At 70.6% G+C, this 14,104-nt stretch carries 14 protein-coding genes; 6 read left to right on the forward strand and 8 right to left on the reverse strand.

Annotated features, from left to right (window positions below; all coding sequences use genetic code 11):
* Nucleotides 1–47: 47 nt before the first annotated feature.
* Nucleotides 48–815 carry a CAP domain-containing protein gene (locus tag CLV67_RS51455; RefSeq protein ID WP_146169534.1) on the reverse strand — a complete coding sequence of 256 codons (768 nt, stop codon included), beginning with the start codon at nt 813–815 and terminating at the stop codon, nt 48–50.
* A 156-nt stretch (nt 816–971) separates the two neighbouring features.
* Entirely contained in the window at nt 972–1,625 is a 654-nt protein-coding gene (locus CLV67_RS43560) for a DUF4352 domain-containing protein (RefSeq protein WP_106329518.1), read from the reverse strand.
* Between the two features lie 318 nt (nt 1,626–1,943).
* On the opposite strand from CLV67_RS43560, the gene CLV67_RS43565 reads away from it, so the two are divergent.
* Nucleotides 1,944–2,843 carry a hypothetical protein gene (locus CLV67_RS43565; RefSeq protein ID WP_106329520.1) on the forward strand — a complete coding sequence of 300 codons (900 nt, stop codon included), beginning with the start codon at nt 1,944–1,946 and terminating at the stop codon, nt 2,841–2,843.
* Nucleotides 2,844–2,850: 7 nt separating this feature from the next.
* Here CLV67_RS43565 and CLV67_RS51460 read toward each other — a convergent pair whose 3' ends face one another.
* Nucleotides 2,851–3,765, reverse strand: coding sequence for an AraC family transcriptional regulator (locus CLV67_RS51460; protein ID WP_170154231.1), 915 nt, complete (start codon nt 3,763–3,765; stop codon nt 2,851–2,853).
* An 87-nt stretch (nt 3,766–3,852) separates the two neighbouring features.
* On the opposite strand from CLV67_RS51460, the gene CLV67_RS43580 reads away from it, so the two are divergent.
* Entirely contained in the window at nt 3,853–4,731 is an 879-nt protein-coding gene (locus tag CLV67_RS43580; RefSeq protein WP_203737699.1) for an NAD-dependent epimerase/dehydratase family protein, read from the forward strand.
* Nucleotides 4,732–4,751: 20 nt separating this feature from the next.
* Here the strand turns inward: CLV67_RS43580 and CLV67_RS43585 are convergent, their stop codons facing one another.
* The 3 genes from CLV67_RS43585 to CLV67_RS43595 all read right to left on the reverse strand — a co-directional run bounded on the left by CLV67_RS43585 (nt 4,752) and on the right by CLV67_RS43595 (nt 9,331).
* The gene (locus tag CLV67_RS43585; RefSeq protein WP_239166832.1) at nt 4,752–6,245 is read right to left on the reverse strand and encodes an FG-GAP repeat domain-containing protein; all 1,494 of its coding nucleotides are present in this window, start codon (nt 6,243–6,245) and stop codon (nt 4,752–4,754) included.
* Between the two features lie 288 nt (nt 6,246–6,533).
* Complete coding sequence (locus CLV67_RS43590; RefSeq protein ID WP_106329526.1) at nt 6,534–8,165, reverse strand: methyl-accepting chemotaxis protein; 1,632 nt, start codon at nt 8,163–8,165, stop codon at nt 6,534–6,536.
* A 200-nt stretch (nt 8,166–8,365) separates the two neighbouring features.
* Nucleotides 8,366–9,331 (reverse strand): glycoside hydrolase family 6 protein, encoded by a 966-nt coding sequence (locus tag CLV67_RS43595; RefSeq protein WP_106329528.1) that lies wholly within the window; start codon nt 9,329–9,331, stop codon nt 8,366–8,368.
* Nucleotides 9,332–9,632: 301 nt separating this feature from the next.
* On the opposite strand from CLV67_RS43595, the gene CLV67_RS43600 reads away from it, so the two are divergent.
* The 3 genes from CLV67_RS43600 (at nt 9,633) to CLV67_RS43610 (ending at nt 11,554) form a co-directional block, all read left to right on the forward strand.
* On the forward strand, nt 9,633–10,643 hold the full coding sequence (locus tag CLV67_RS43600; protein ID WP_106329570.1) for a LacI family DNA-binding transcriptional regulator: 1,011 nt from the start codon (nt 9,633–9,635) through the stop codon (nt 10,641–10,643).
* Nucleotides 10,644–10,805: 162 nt separating this feature from the next.
* On the forward strand, nt 10,806–11,231 hold the full coding sequence (locus CLV67_RS43605; protein ID WP_106329530.1) for an ATP-binding protein: 426 nt from the start codon (nt 10,806–10,808) through the stop codon (nt 11,229–11,231).
* A complete protein-coding gene (locus CLV67_RS43610) occupies nt 11,228–11,554 on the forward strand; it encodes an STAS domain-containing protein (RefSeq protein WP_170154232.1) in 327 nt (108 codons plus the stop codon). Before CLV67_RS43605 ends, CLV67_RS43610 begins: the two co-directional genes overlap by 4 nt.
* On the opposite strand, the gene CLV67_RS43615 is transcribed toward CLV67_RS43610, so the two are convergent.
* Complete coding sequence (locus CLV67_RS43615; protein ID WP_170154233.1) at nt 11,532–11,951, reverse strand: STAS domain-containing protein; 420 nt, start codon at nt 11,949–11,951, stop codon at nt 11,532–11,534. The genes CLV67_RS43610 and CLV67_RS43615 overlap by 23 nt on opposite strands.
* Nucleotides 11,952–12,128: 177 nt before the next feature.
* On the opposite strand from CLV67_RS43615, the gene CLV67_RS43620 reads away from it, so the two are divergent.
* Entirely contained in the window at nt 12,129–13,340 is a 1,212-nt protein-coding gene (locus CLV67_RS43620; RefSeq protein ID WP_106329536.1) for a cellulose-binding domain-containing protein, read from the forward strand.
* Between the two features lie 192 nt (nt 13,341–13,532).
* Here the strand turns inward: CLV67_RS43620 and CLV67_RS43625 are convergent.
* On the reverse strand, nt 13,533–14,104 hold a 572-nt coding region (locus CLV67_RS43625; protein WP_146169537.1), incomplete at its 5' end, for a helix-turn-helix transcriptional regulator.

A 14,104-nucleotide genomic window follows, 5' to 3' on the forward strand; every position in this document is an offset into this window, starting at 1 on the left:
GTACGGCGAATCGCCGCACCACCGGGCCGTTTTGCGGTCCGTGAATGTCAGGCGGGGGTGGCGAACACCTGGGTCCAGTACTGGGTGCCCGAGGACGACTTGGCGATACCGACGCCGATCTCCTCGAAGCCGCAGTTGAGGATGTTGGCCTTGTGGCCGGGGCTGTTCATCCAGCCGTCCATGACACTGGCCGCGCTGGTGTAGCCGGCGGCGACGTTCTCACCGAGCCCCCGCCACTTGTAGCCCGCCGCGGTGACCCGGTCACCCATGCTCGCCTCGCCGGGCAGCTGGTGCGACATGGTGTTCTGGTCCGCCTGCAGGTCGGTGTGCTTCTGCGCCGCCTCCACGAGATTCGACTCGCTGCTGAGCGCCGAGCAGCCGGCCTTCGCCCGTTCGACGTTGACCAGTCGCAGCACCTCACCGGCAGCCGTGGACGAGCCGGGAGTGGAACCGCCACCGGACGGCGCCTGGGTGGTCCTGGTCGGCGCGGTGGTGCGCCGCTTGGCCGTCGACGAGGCCGGCTTCGACTGCGTACGGCTCGGGGTGGCGCTCGCTTTCGGTGACGCTGATGCCGATGCGCTGGCCGAGGGCGATGTCGGGGCGGACGGCGACTCGGTCGCCGACGTGTCGGTGGTGTCGGCGTCCGTGACGGCGTCGGCCGTGATGCTGGTGTCGGGGGTGGTCGAGGCGAGACTGATCTCCCGGTCCCCGGAGCCGGTGCCCGCAATGATCGTCGCCGAGCCGGCTCCGATCAGCCCCAGGGCCCCGATGGTCGTCAGGATGTAGCGGGTCCGCCGGTTGGAAGGGCTCGGCACGAACTATTCACCTCGTCGACTCGTCTGACAGCGATCGCGCCGGACTCCCGGGTTCCGAAAGTTCCAGCCGACTCACTATTCATGCCCACCGCGACGAAAGATCTTTTCTAAGGAAGCCTTAAGGCTCGACTCAGCCAAAGCTAACGGTCCGCGCTCTCAACGGCCGTGGCGGTCCCGGAGCGGAGCCTTCACGCCGCCGGACAGCGGCGAGTCGTGAAGCTCGAGACTGTCCAGTTGTACCCGCTCGGGCACGTCGAAGACGAGCTTGCCGGACACCTTCTCGCCGGGGCCGAGTTTCTGCAGGAACGCTTCGGCGCCGCCGTTGACGTACAGGCCGGCCAGTTCGTCGCTGTCGTAGGTGGCACCGGAGGTGTCGTACGCTGTCTGGGCGCGTCCCAGGAAGTACTTCGAACCGTCGCCGATGTTGCGCACGGTCAGCCCGACGATGCAGAACTTCCCGTCGGCGGTCCGCTTGAGGCGTTTGAGGCTGACCGTCGCCGAGGAACAGTCCACCCGGGTGACGGCGAACTCGAACTTCCCGTCACGTACCGCCTCGCCGAAGGCCGGCCCCGCTTTCACCGGATCCGTCTTCACCGGATCCCCTTTCCGCGGCGCCGCTTGCGCCGGCGCCGCGGAGGTGGCCGTCGCGTCGGCCGGCCGCCCGTTGCTGAACCGCTCCGCCGCGATCCCCGCCGCGAACAGGGCGACCACGACGACGCCCGAGACCACGACCGCCACCGTCACCTTGACCGGCGAGACACCTCTGGCGGCACGAACCGGCCGCCGCTGCTGACGAAGGTCGTGCGACATCTGACCGCTCCAGGTGGCTCACCGAATTCCCTCCCTCACTGTCAGCCACGAAGCGATATCAAAGCAGTAATCGGACCCGATCGGCGGCATTGTTCGCTCGAAAGGACATCCAGCCCTCATCGGCACCGGGCGAGCCGCCTGCTAGATTCCTGTCGGAAGGCCGGCCCGGTGGAGGGCCGCTGACGTGTCGCCACCCTCGGGCCCGGTACCCCGCAGGCGACGCGGTGAAGGTGTGGCGCACCTATCCACCAACTCCACGTTCACGGATCTGATGGTTCCTCGTGTGACAGCGCCGACCGGGCGGCCCGAAAGGTCACGATGGTCAACCGTGGATCAGCCACTCGCTTCCGCGCCGAACGGACCGGCGAAGACCCGGTTACGGCACGGCAAGGCGTCCACCGGCATGGACTCGGCCTCGACGAGTGCACGCCCGCCCAACACAGCCTCCGTACGCTGCTCGGACAGCATCTGTTCAACGGCGGCGACAAGAGTGCGCTGCCGTACCGGTCGATGGTGCACGTCCTCACCAGCTACACGCTGCTGATGTCGCCGCGGTACGACAGACTGGTCGTCATCACCGACGCAGCGCCCAACGTGGTCGGCTACCTGGTCCCCAACGGGCAGGCCAGACGCCCCGGTCCTTCGTCCTTCATCCCGGGGCTGCGACTGGAACAGGTCACCGGCGCCCACCACGCCGACGGGCCGGATTACCACCTGATCCATCTGCCGACCGGCGCTCGCATGATCGTCACCGAGCAGACGCGCACCCACTTCGAGAACAGACCGTCCCACGGCTCTCGCTGTCCTTTCGGCTACGAGTGGTGGACCAGCGACGTGCCGGTCACCGCTGAGGAACACGACCAGGTGATGGACCTCGTCCCACCACCGGCCGGCGTCGCCGCGATCGTCAACGCGCTCGTGGTACGCATGCGTGCCCGCGACCCGCACCATCGGTGGGCGATGGGCAACTGGTGGAATGATCCGCTGCAACGCCCGGGGCGTCCGTGCGATTTCCACGAGTCGAGCCGGCGTCTGATGCCCGGCGGGCGCCACTGGCTGCTGGAATGGTGCGGCTATCCGTACGCCTCCGATGTCGCGGCGATGCTCTGCGAACCGCGCTTCGGCCTGCCCGGCGCGGAAGTCACTCCGGGATCCGGCCACTTCACGATCACTCTCGGCGGCGATGCCCTTCGGGTCCGGAACCGGCACATGGAGTGATCCGTACTCAGGGTGACCGGCGGTAGGTGCCGGGCGGGGTGCCGACCTCGCGGTGGAAAGCGGTGCTGAACGCGAACTCGTCGGCATAGCCGACACGAGTGGCGATGTCGGCGAGTGTCACCGATGGCTGGTCGCGGAGCAGGTCGCCGGCCAGGGCCATCCGCCAGGCGGTCAGGTGGGCGATCGGTGTCTCGCCGACGAGTTCACGGAAACGGGCGGCGAACGTCGTGCGGCCCAGGCCGGCGGTCCGGGCCAGGCCGGCCAGGGTCCAGGGGCGTTCCGGTGCGGTGTACATGGCGTCGAGCGCGCGGGCGATGTTCTCGTCGGCGAGAGCGGCCCGCCACGAGCCGGGCGTGGCGGGCCGTTCCAGCTCGGTACGGATGCCCTGTACCAGCAGCAGTTCGGTGAGCCGGGCGACGACGAGATCGGCGCCGGGCCGGGCGGTACGGACCTCGTGGCGCAGCAGGTCGAGCAGCGCGTCCAGGCCCGGCACCCCACCGGCCAGGTGCACCACCGGAGGCAGAGCCCGCATGAGCGACGCCCGGCCCGCTCCCGCGACGTCGAGGTCGGCGCAGAGCAGGACGGTCCGCGGGCCGGGGCCACCGTAGCGGCGGCGCACCGACAGCGTGTCCGGCCGCGGCCGGGCGGGTTCGTCGGTGACCGGCGCGCCCGGCTGGTGGCGCAGTTCGTACGGCACCCCGTGCGCGAGAATGACCAGATCGCCCGGCCGTACGGCGATCTCGTCCCCGCCACAGGTCAGCCAGCCTTCACCGGCCAGCACGTGATGCAGTGACACGGTGTCGTGCGCGGCGACGCGGACACCCCACGGCGCGCCGAGTTCGATGCGCCCGAGATGCCCCGTGGTGATCCGGATGTGCCGCAGGACGGCGGTGAGCACATCGGGGGCCGGACGATCGCGCATGGCATCCGCACTCTGCCACATACCCGCGCGGCCGGCCGCTGCCTAGCGTCGGAGGCGACCCCATTCACACGCACCGAGGGAGACAGTGTGGACGTTTTCGTGACCGGAGCCAGCGGATACATCGGTTCGGCCGTGGCCCGTACGTTGCTCGCGCACGGGCATCGAGTTCGTGGCCTGGCCCGCAGTGACGCCGCCGCGGCCCGCGTCCGGGCCGTGGGGGCGATCCCGGTGCGCGGTGGCCTGACCGACCTGCCGGTGCTCGCCGCCGCGGCGGCCGCGGGTGACGCGGTCGTTCACACCGCCGCCGACACCGGCGAGGACCGGCCGCGGATCGACGCGGCGGCGGTGACCGCGATGCTCGGCGCCATGGACGGCGGCGCGTTTCTCACCACGACCGGTGCTCCGCGGGCACGATCCTCGCGGCTGCCGGTCGCCGAGGACGACACCGCGCAGCCGGTCGGGCCGCTCGCCTGGCTGGCCGCCGCCGAGCAGCGGGTGCTGACGGCCGGGCGGGTGCGGGGCGCGGTGGTGCGCCCGCCGATCGTGTACGGCGCGGGCGGCGGACCGGTCGCCGGCCTGGTGCGGCAGGCCCGCGCCGACGGGATCGCCCGGTACATCGACGCGGGCGAGAACCGCTGGTCCACCGTCCATGTCAGTGATCTCGCTTCGGCGTACACGCTGATCCTGGAAAAGAAAGCGACCGGTGCGTTCCATGCCGCCGAGGCGGTGCCGGTCACCATGGCCGATCTTTTCGAGGCGATCGGGTACGCCGCCGCAGTACCCGTGAAGTCGTGGACGCTGGCCGAGGCGCTGGCCACGCACGGCCCGCTCGCCGGGTACCTGGCCGGCGACGCCGCACTGGACGCCGGCCGGCTGCGCGCCCTGGGCTGGACACCCGCGACCGGCGACGCCCTGGGCGGGATCGGCGGCGCGCTGCGCGATCCGGCCCAGGGTTACACCGTGTGACGCCTGCCGGGTGACCGGGTTCAGCCGCCGAGGACGACCAGTTCGGTGCGGCCGCTGGCGGTGCCGGTCTTCTGCACCATCATCAGATCGGGGCGGCGGTCGCCGTTCCACTCGGTGATCAGCATGTCGAGGTGGCCGGAGACGCCGGGTGCCGTGTCGGTGCGGGCCTGCTGGCGCTGCAGGTTCGCGGCGCCGTCAAGGATCCGCAGCTGGGTCTTGCCCGTGGCGGTGAGCGACTTCTGGATCACCACGAGGTCGACCCGGCGGTCATCGTTGTAGTCGGTGACCGCCACCCGATGCGCGGTGTTCCCGGGCTCCGCGGTGACGATGACCGGCGCCAGCAGCCGCTGGAAGTTCGACGCCCCGTCGAGGACCTGAACCTCCATCTTGCCGCTCGCGGTGCCGGACGTCTGGGTGACCACCAGGTCGGGGCGGGCGTCGCCGTTCCAGTCGGCGACGGCGAAATGGTGCCGGTCGTCGGTGGCGGCGAGTGCCGTACCGATCTCCGCCAGCGCCTGCCGGAAGGACGACGCCCCGTCGAGGACGACCACCTCGGTGGCGGAGCCGGCGGAGCCGGACTTGCGGACGACGAGCAGGTCGGGCCGGTTGTCGCCGTTCCAGTCGGTGACCGCGTACGTCTGCGGGTTCTCGGTCGCGGCGATGGCGGTGCTCGTGGTCAGCAGCAGGCCGGCGAAGTTCGAAGCGCCGTCCATGATGCGGACCTCGGCGCGGCCGGTGGGCGAGCCGGAGCCGCGCACCAGCATCAGGTCGGGGTGCTTGTCGGCGTTCCAGTCGGCCAGCAGCAGGTCGTTGCGGCCGGCGAGGTCACCCAGTTCGGTGCCCGCCGTGATCAGGGCCTTCTGGTAAGGACCGGACGGCGTTGCCGGCGTCGCCGGTGTCGCGGAGCCGGCTGCGGGGATCGGCGCGGGAGCCGAGCGGCCCCACAGCTGCGCGACGATGAGGTCCGCGTCGTGTACCTCGGGCGAGTACGCCCCGGGGTAGGCCGAGCGCTGCACCCGCTGACAGATCGCGCCGATGTCGCCGGTCATCCAGCCGTCGCCGGGGTGGTTGCGCAGCATCGAGCTCAGGAACGCGTTGGTCGCGTACTCCACGTTCGTGAGCTGGGCGGGCCGGCCCCAGCCTTGCGAGGGCCGCTGCTGGAACAGGCCGAGGCTGTCGTGGTCGTGGGCGACGGCGTGGTTGTTCAGCGTGCTCTCGGCGATCGCGGTCGTCACGGCGATGACCGCGGCTCGCGGGCCCAGGCCACGTGCCTGGACGGTGCCGACGATCACGCGGGCGCAGGCGATGCTGCGGCCGCTGACGGCCGAGCCGAGCCGGGGTCCGTTCATTGCCGGGCGCAGCCGGTCGGCGATCGCCTTGTCGGCCGCGGTCACCGCGCCGTTGCCGCACGGGGCCACCGGCGCGGCCGCCGCCCGGGCCGTGAACACCGGCGGTGCGGCCTGTGCCGCGGCAGCCGGATACAGCACCGCCGCCGCGATCGTCGCCAGGGACAAAACCCGCGGTCCGGTGCCACGCGTGATCGACGCGATCGCCCGACGCCGCTGCCGTGCTCGTGCCTGTTTCGATGCCATGTATTACCGGCCCCCCGCCGCCCCACTCCGTGCCGCACCAATCTGTCACAGAATGGCACTCACCCGAAAGGGGTAACCACCCGCCGGGTGTCCTGTTCGGAGGGGTCAGCTGCCGTCGCGGCACTCGCGCGGCGGTCTGCCGGTGTGCCGCGAACCGCCGAGGGACGCGGGCTGATCTACTACCTGATCGGCCCGCGTCCCGGCGAGACGTCATACGCGATAGACGGCGATCGTCTGGCGCAGCTCGGATGCCATCCGGGCCAGTTCCTGCGCGGTCGACTGGGTCTCGGTCGCGCCGGCGGCGGTGGCGCCCGCCGACTGGGCGACCCCGACGATGTTCCCGGCGATGTCACCGGCGCTGGTCGATGCCTCGGTGACGCTACGGGCCATCTCGTTGGTGGTGGCCGTCTGCTCCTCCACAGCGGCGGCGATGGTGGCGGCGTAGTCGTTGATCCGCGCGGTCACCTCGGCGATCTCACCGATCGCCGAGACCGCCTGGTCGGTGTCGGCCTGGATCGCGCCGATGCGGCGGGTGATGTCGTCGGTGGCGCGGGCGGTCTCCTGGGCGAGGTCCTTGACCTCGGAGGCGACCACGGCGAAGCCCTTGCCCATCTCACCGGCGCGGGCCGCCTCGATGGTGGCGTTCAGGGCCAGCAGGTTGGTCTGCTCGGCGATCGCGGTGATCGTCTGGACCACACTGGTGATCTCGGTGGAGGACCGGCCGAGGTTCGCGACGATCCCGTTGGTCCGCTCGGCGTTCTGCGCGGCCTGCGCGGACACGGAGGCGGCCTGGGTGGCGCTGGTCGAGATCTCGCGGATCGCGACGCCCATCTGGTCGGCGCCGGCCGCGACGGTCTCGACGTTGCGCGACACCTGCCCGGCGGCGTCGGAGACGGTTCCGGCCTGCGCGGAGGTCTCCTCGGCGGCCTGTGACAGCTGCACCGACACCGCCGACAGCTCCTCGGAGGCCGCCGCCACGTGGTGGGCGTTCTCGGCGACCTGGCGCACCATGTCGCCGACCGCCGTCGTGGAGGTGTCCAGTGCCTGCGCGAGAAGGCCGACCTCGTCCTTGCCGGTCAGGCCGGTGCGGGCGGTCAGGTCGCCGTCGCGGATGGACATCAGCACCTTCACGCAGCGCGCCAGCGGCTTGGTGATCAGCCGGGCGATGCCCATGGCCGCGGCCACGCCCACCAGCAACCCCGCGACGATCAAGGAGATGACCAGCGTACGGCCGGTGGTGTAGGCGGCCTGGGCCGCGGCCTTCTGCTCGTTCGCCTTGACGAGGGTCTGCGCCGAGAGGGTGTCCATGGCGTCACGGGCCCGCGACACCAGCGGGTTGATCTGTGCCTTGCGGATAGCCGTGACCTCGGCGGACTTGCCGGCGCGGCTCAGTGGCAGCAGCTTGTCGTTGAGCACCGACACGTACTCGGCCCAGATGGTGTCGAACTCGGCGAGGGCCGCCAGGCGGATGGGTCCGAGCGCGAAGCCCTTGTACCGGGCCTCGGCGTCGGCGAGTTCCTCGAGGTCGACGGCGAGGGACTTCTCCGCCTCGGCTTTGACCTGTGCCTCGCCGGAGGAGAAGTGGTTGAGCGAGTCGATGCGTACCCGGTTGAAGGCGTTACGCATCTCAGCGATCGTGCTGAGCTGCAGACTGCCGTTGTACACGGCGTCGGTGCTGCGGTTGATCTCCGCCATCTCCATCACCGCGTACGACGACACGCCGGTGCCGATCGTGGCGACCACCAGGACCGCGGACAGGATCTTGGTGCTGACCCGCAGATCGGCCACCCGTCCCAGCATTCCGTGCCGTCGTTCCGGTGCCTGCAGTGGCGTCGACCCCATTCAACTCTCCCCCGATGAAGGCGGCCCGGTGTGATCCGGGCCGCGTCACAGGGCCACTTCGAGCGGGAGCCGTAGGAATTGAGCGCGTGGACGACCGGCTCCGAAGTTGCAACCGCGCCGTACCGGCTGAGCAGCGGGCGGTGCATACCTGCTGCTCAGCCGTCCCAGGTTTCACTCCCGCCGGCACCGGCGGCGGCCGGTCAGTATCCGAAGATCATCCGGTAGGCGACCTCGGGCAGGAACTGCCCGGCGCTGGATCCGGCGCCGACGCCGCAGTTGCCGTCGGACTCGCCGGGCGTCTTGAGCCACAGCAGCATCTCCGCGCCGCCGCCCAGCTGGGTCGGGGTGCCGATCCGGCGGCCGGCCGGGTTGCACCACTGACCGTTGGAGCCGTTGCCGTTGCGGCTGGTGTCGATCACGAACGGCTTGCTGTATCCGAAGCGCCGCAGTTCGCCGGCGACCCGGTTGCCGTAGTTGCTGTTGTCGCCCGTCGGGAAGTAGTTCGACACGTTGAGCGCGAAGCCGCGGGCGCCGGCGGCTCCGGCCAGGTTGAGCCGCTGCGCCATCGTCGCGGCGTCCACCCATCCCGGGTTGCCCGCGTCGAGGTAGGCCCAGGTGTTCGGCGCCTTGGTCCGGAACTGGTTGATCGCGCGGGAGAGCATCCCCACCCGGTCGTTGATCTGCCCCTGGTTCATGCAGTTGAAGTCGCCCAGCGAGTCCGGTTCCAGGACCACGACGGCGGGGCGGTTGCCGATGGCGGCGGCGAAGGAGGAGATCCAGGAGTCGTACGCGGCGACGCTGCCCGCGCCTCCGCCGGAGTGTCCGCCGCACGCGTCGCGGCCGGGAAGGTTGTACGCCACCAGCAGCGGAAGCTTGTCGACGGCGTCAGCAGCCCCGACGTACCGCCCGACCGCGCCGCCGATGTCGCCGCTCCAGCTGCCGAACCAGCTGGCCATCGGCTTCTGAGCGATCGAGGTGCGGATCGCGGCGGCCCGTCCGTCGCCGGGGTTGGCGGCGGCCCACGTGGCCGGGCTGGAGCTGGGATTGACGTAGAAGCCACTGGTCTGGCTCAGCGGGTCGGCGTGGGCGGCCGGAGCGCCGAGAAGGACGGCGGGGATCACCAGGGCCAGGGTCGCGAGAATGCGGGTTCGGATCGGTCGTTTCATCGACGTTTCTCCTGATGGGGGATGCGTCGGCCGCGTGTTCCACCGTCGCGGCGACGTGGGGCGGGTGGCTGGGGATGCCACGGAGAACGACCGCAAACTGGAAGCGCTTCCAGGAGAGGCGATTCGTAACTCTCGATCGATGCTCGATGTCAGGGCACTGATTGTCAAGAGGTCCGTCGATGCATGGCAAGCCTCGGCTGGGACCGCTTCCAGTGGTGGTCTTGAATCGACCGATATGATCAGCCGGCCGACCCGCGACGGGTCTGTCACCCCGCATCGGACAGGAAGGCCCGGCATCGAGATGGCAGCGAACCCGCGGCGACAGCCCACCCTCGACGAGGTGGCCGAGCGAGCCGGCGTATCCCGTTCCGCGGCGTCCCGGGTGATCAACAATGCGCCGCACGTCAGTCGCGCCACCCGCGACGCGGTCGAGAAGGCCATCAGGGAGATGGGCTACCTTCCCAACCGTACGGCCCGCGCACTGGCCACCCAGCAGACCGGGATCGTCGCGCTCGCGATCCCGCACGACGACCCCGAGTTGTTCGCCGACCCGTTCTTCGCCCAGGTGATCGTCGGGGTGTCCACGGCCCTCGAGGAGACCGACCTGCACCTGCTGCTGTGCCTGGCCAGTTCCGGCCGGGGCCGGTCCCGGCTGACGAACCTGCTGCGCACGCGCGGGGTGGACGGCATCATGCTCATCGCACTGCGGGAGAACGATCCGTTGCCCGACATCGTGGAGCAGGCCGGCCTGCCGGCCGTCTACGGCGGCCGGCCGGTGCATTTCGAGCCACGGTGGTACGTCGACTCGGACAACCTCGGTGGAGCACGACTCGCGACCGACCATCTCATCGGGCTCGGCCGGAGGCGTATCGCCAGCATCACCGGCCAACTGTCCACGGAGGTGGGCAGGGTCCGGTACCGCGGCTACCAGGAAGCGATGATCATCGCGGGCCTCGCCCCGCACGGCACGGCGGAGGGCGACTTCACCGAGGCCGGCGGCGCCGCGGCGATGAGGGCGCTGCTCGAGGCGCACCCCGACCTGGACGCCGTGTTCGCCGCCAGCGACAACATGGCGGCCGGGGCCGTCCGAGCACTGGCCGAGGCCGGGCGGTCGGTGCCGGACGAGGTGGCCGTGGTGGGCTTCGACGATCTAGGCATAGCCGAACGAACCGACCCGGCGCTCACCACCGTGCACCAGTCGATCCAGTCCCTGGGGCAGGAGATGGCGCGGATGCTGGTCGCGGTGATCGCGGGACAGGAACCCGCGTCACTCATCCTGCCCACGCGGCTAGTCCAGCGCGGATCCGCATGAGCGTCGATTCATCGGCCCGAGCGCCGGCGCGCCCCCACAAGCGGTAAAGTTGCGTCGATTCGCATGTCGTTCTGAAGACCGGGGTACAGACCCGCCGCAGCTTCGAAGGCCTCGGCCTTCGCGGGTGGTGACGACGAGTGTGTGGGGAGGTGACTCGCTCGATTGAGTACCTTGACGGCTCATTTCGACCTGCCGCTGGACGGCTCGGCGCCCGGCTGGGCGCGCAGCACGGTGACGGCGGTGCTCGGCGGGTGGGGCCTGCGCGATCGCGCGTGGCTGGACGACACCGCCGTGGTGGTCAGCGAACTGGTCTCCAACGCGGTCCGGCACGGCGGCGGCGAGATCGTCGTCGCGATCGAGTCGCACGCCGGGCAGATCACGGTGTCCGTAGCCGACGGCTCCTCGGTGATACCGCGGCCCCGCGACCCCGACGGGACCGGTGGCCTCGGCCTGCGGATCATCGACACGCTGACCGACCGGTGGTACGTGCAGTCACACGAGGGCGGCAAACGGGTGTGCGCCGAGCTGCCGCCATGCCCCGGCAACGGCACGCCCGCGACCGGAACCAGCAGGACGGAGGCAGCATGAACATCACCACCAGCCACGACGGCGATCGCGTCACGCGCCTGGCCCTGACCGGCGACCTGGACATGGCGACCGCGGTCGGCCTCGACGACGCGGTGGCCGCGGCCCTCACCGCGAACCGCCCGAACCAGCTGGTCATCGACGTCGGCGGCCTCGACTTCTGCGACTCGTCCGGAATCCACGCCCTGATGCGCGCCCGCGACCGGGCTCAGCTGTGGGCGGCCGGCTTCGTGGTGACCAACCCGGGCGGCATCACCCGGCGGACGCTGGAGATCAGCGGCCTGCTGGACGTGCTGACCACCGTCAGCGGCACCCCGGAGACCTGAGACCAGGTTTCAGCGCGTACGTGATCGCGCGGGGCACGGTGTCGAACAGCGTGAACAACGCGTCCAGGCGAGCGGCACGCAGAACCGACACGAAGAACGGCGAGGCGGTCGCCAGCAACAGGTCGCCGCCCCGCCGGCGCGCCGCCTCACGCACGGCGATCAGCACGCCCAGGCCGACCGAGTCGACGGACTCGGCACGCCGCAGGTCGACGATGACCCAGGCCGACTCCTCCAGCGCCGCCTCGAACGCCGTACGCAGTCGGGCCGCCGTTGAAAGATCGACGTCACCGGCCACGCGGACCACCGACGCGCCGGGCATGGCATGCCACACGATCTCAGTGCCGCCGTTGACGGTGGTGTCGTTGCCGGGATCCTCGATGACCGGTATCACGCCCATGATCACAATCCCCCGCTTTCTCCCGATCATCCGGGACAGGTCCTACTTCCCCCCGGCGGCAGCCCTAAACGTGTATCGATACGCCCCTCGGACCGGACCGTCCACGCTTTCACTACCATGTACGCTCATCTATGTTTGGGAGCGCTCCCATTCCCCCGTTCCCGAGGAGGCACCCCCATGCGTCCCCGTCCCCTGCTCGCTGCCGCGGCGGTCGCCGTCGCGTCCGGCGGGATCATCGTCGGCCTGCACGTCCCCGCGGCTCAGGCTGCCACCGCCTGCACCGTCGACTTCACCGTCAACCAATGGGCCACCGGATTCACCACGGACGTCAAACTCACCAACACCGGCCCCGCCGTCACCTCCTGGGCCCTGACCTGGACGTTCGGCGGCAACCAGACCATCTCCAACGGCTGGAACGCACAGATCACCCAGTCCGGCGCCAAGGTGACGGCGTCCAACGTGAGCTGGAACGGCTCACTGAACACCGGCGCGGCGACGTCGTTCGGGTTCCAGGCCACCTACTCCGGCACCAACGCCAAGCCGACCGACTTCGCCCTCAACGGCGTCTCCTGCGCCGGCGACGTGCCACCGTCGAGCCCTCCGCCGTCGAGCCCCGCACCGTCGAGCCCCGCACCGTCGAGCCCCGCACCGTCAAGTCCGGCACCGTCGAGCGCGTCCCCGAGCCCGTCGACGTCGACCGGGCCGGCGCCGGCCTGCGGGACCGGGATCCGCTGTGACGGATTCGAGACCCAGGCCGCCGGAACGCCGACCGGGGACTGGACGGTCACCTACCCGGACTGCCAGGGCGCCGGCACTGCCACGGTCGACAAGGCGGTGGCACACAGCGGCAGCACCTCGCTGCGGATCAACGGCGCGACCGGCTACTGCAACCACGTCTTCGTGCGCAACGCCGCGATCCTGGGCGACGCCACCTACGTCCGCTACTGGGTGCGGCACACCACCGCCCTGCCCACCTCGCACATCACCATGGTCGCCCTCCGCGACACCAACGACGGCAACCGTGACCTGCGCCTCGGCGGCCAGAACGGCGCTCTGCAGTGGAACCGCGCCTCCGACGACGCCACACTGCCCGAACAGAGCCCGGCCGGGGTCGCCCTGTCGCGCCCACTGCCGGTGGACACCTGGAACTGCGTCGAGTTCAAGGTCAACGGCACCGACGGCACGATGGAGACCTGGCTCAACGGCACGTCGGTACCGGGCCTGCTGCAGGACGGGGTGGCCACCCACGACATCGACGGGCAATGGCTCAATCGCACGTACCGCCCGAAGCTCACCGACCTGAAGCTGGGCTGGGAGAGCTACGGCGAGGGCGCCGACACTCTCTGGTACGACGACGTGGCGGCCGGCAGCTCCCGAATCGGCTGCTGAGGAAGGACCCGCAGACGCGGGCGGGGTGCGCGAGCCGGTAGAACGGCAGCGCGCCCCGTCTGCACGAGCCCGTTTCGGCCCCGGAGGCCACCACGGCCGGCAGGCCTCACTTCCACATGGTGGCCGCGTGAACCGAACTACCGCCAGCCGCACCATCAGTAGCGTCGCAGGCGCGGACAATCGGCAGTGCGCTCATGACCTTGCCCCCGGGTCCAAGCCCTGATCGAGCCCGGTAATGACGGGGCCACACTCTCGGGTCACACGTGCGCTCAATTCGGACCGGCGGCGCACGCCGAGCTTGGCGAAGATGGTGCGCAGATGCGCGTCCACGGTGTGCCGGGAGATGTACAGAGTTTCGGCGACCTCGATGTTCGTCTTGCCGACCGCGACCTCCATGGCCACCCGCCGTTCGGCGGGTGACAGCTCCGGCAGGCAGGAGGCGGATCGTGAGCCGGCAGAAGCAGTGGCGCCACGTGTGCCGACCAGTACCTCCAGCCGTTGCCGGGCGAGCACGGCACCGACCGAGGTCGCGATGGACAGCGCCTCCTTGAACCACCGGAGCGTTTCAGCGTTACCTGTAGCGCGTCCGAGCAGCCCTGCGTCCTCCAGTGCCGACGCGAGCGCCAGCGGCCGGCCGGCCGCCCGGAACTCGGTGATCGCTCGCAGCAGCTCGTTGAGGTCGCCGCTGAGCAGTCCGGCGGCGTGCGCGGCGGCGCCGGCCGCCGAGCGGGAGCCGGGGTTGCGCGCGGCGAGGCTCCGGGCGG

The organism is Actinoplanes italicus, assembly GCF_003001815.1.
GTDB classification, from domain to species: Bacteria; Actinomycetota; Actinomycetes; order Mycobacteriales; family Micromonosporaceae; genus Actinoplanes; species Actinoplanes italicus.

Bases quoted from the DNA above. Each gene is read 5' to 3' on its own strand.
- CLV67_RS43565 (WP_106329520.1), top strand. From the start codon at position 1,944: ATGGTCAACCGTGGATCAGCCACTCGCTTCCGCGCCGAACGGACCGGC.
- CLV67_RS51460 (WP_170154231.1), bottom strand. From the start codon at position 3,765: ATGCGCGATCGTCCGGCCCCCGATGTGCTCACCGCCGTCCTGCGGCAC.
- CLV67_RS43610 (WP_170154232.1), top strand. From the start codon at position 11,228: ATGAACATCACCACCAGCCACGACGGCGATCGCGTCACGCGCCTGGCC.
- CLV67_RS43560 (WP_106329518.1), bottom strand. From the start codon at position 1,625: ATGTCGCACGACCTTCGTCAGCAGCGGCGGCCGGTTCGTGCCGCCAGA.
- CLV67_RS43620 (WP_106329536.1), top strand. From the start codon at position 12,129: ATGCGTCCCCGTCCCCTGCTCGCTGCCGCGGCGGTCGCCGTCGCGTCC.
- CLV67_RS43590 (WP_106329526.1), bottom strand. From the start codon at position 8,165: ATGGGGTCGACGCCACTGCAGGCACCGGAACGACGGCACGGAATGCTG.
- CLV67_RS43595 (WP_106329528.1), bottom strand. From the start codon at position 9,331: ATGAAACGACCGATCCGAACCCGCATTCTCGCGACCCTGGCCCTGGTG.
- CLV67_RS43615 (WP_170154233.1), bottom strand. From the start codon at position 11,951: ATGGGCGTGATACCGGTCATCGAGGATCCCGGCAACGACACCACCGTC.
- CLV67_RS43600 (WP_106329570.1), top strand. From the start codon at position 9,633: ATGGCAGCGAACCCGCGGCGACAGCCCACCCTCGACGAGGTGGCCGAG.